This is a genomic window from Bacillus cereus group sp. N12 (genome assembly GCF_016483575.1).
GTDB classification, from domain to species: domain Bacteria; phylum Bacillota; class Bacilli; order Bacillales; family Bacillaceae_G; genus Bacillus_A; species Bacillus_A toyonensis.
In genome coordinates, this window is sequence record NZ_JAEHBO010000203.1 from 1 (window position 1) to 376 (window position 376).

The window sequence follows — 376 nt, forward strand, 5'->3', positions numbered from 1 at the left end:
TCTAGCTTCGTCGGCAGCGTCAGATGTGTATAAGAGACAGACCTTGAACACCTTGAGGCCCGGTAGCGCCTGTGTTACCTTGAGCACCTTGAGGTCCGGTAGCCCCCGTGTTACCTTGAGCGCCTTGAGGTCCAGTAGCACCAGTAGCCCCCGTGTTACCTTGAACACCTTGGGGTCCAGAAGGTCCAGTAGGTCCAGTAGGTCCACCAGAAGGTCCAGTAGGTCCGGTAACTCCTATACCCGTAGCACCAGTAGCACCTGTGTTACCTTGAACACCTTGAGGTCCAGTAGCGCCAGTGGCACCTGTGTTACCTTGAACACCTTGAGGTCCAGTAGCGCCAGTAGCACCAGTAGCACCTGTGTTACCTTGAACACC

At 55.6% G+C, this 376-nt stretch carries 1 pseudogene; it reads right to left on the minus strand.

Annotated features, from left to right (window positions below):
* Positions 1–19: 19 nt before the first annotated feature.
* A pseudogene (locus tag JDS92_RS30150) lies at positions 20–376 on the minus strand (Gly-Xaa-Xaa repeat protein); the annotation flags it as partial.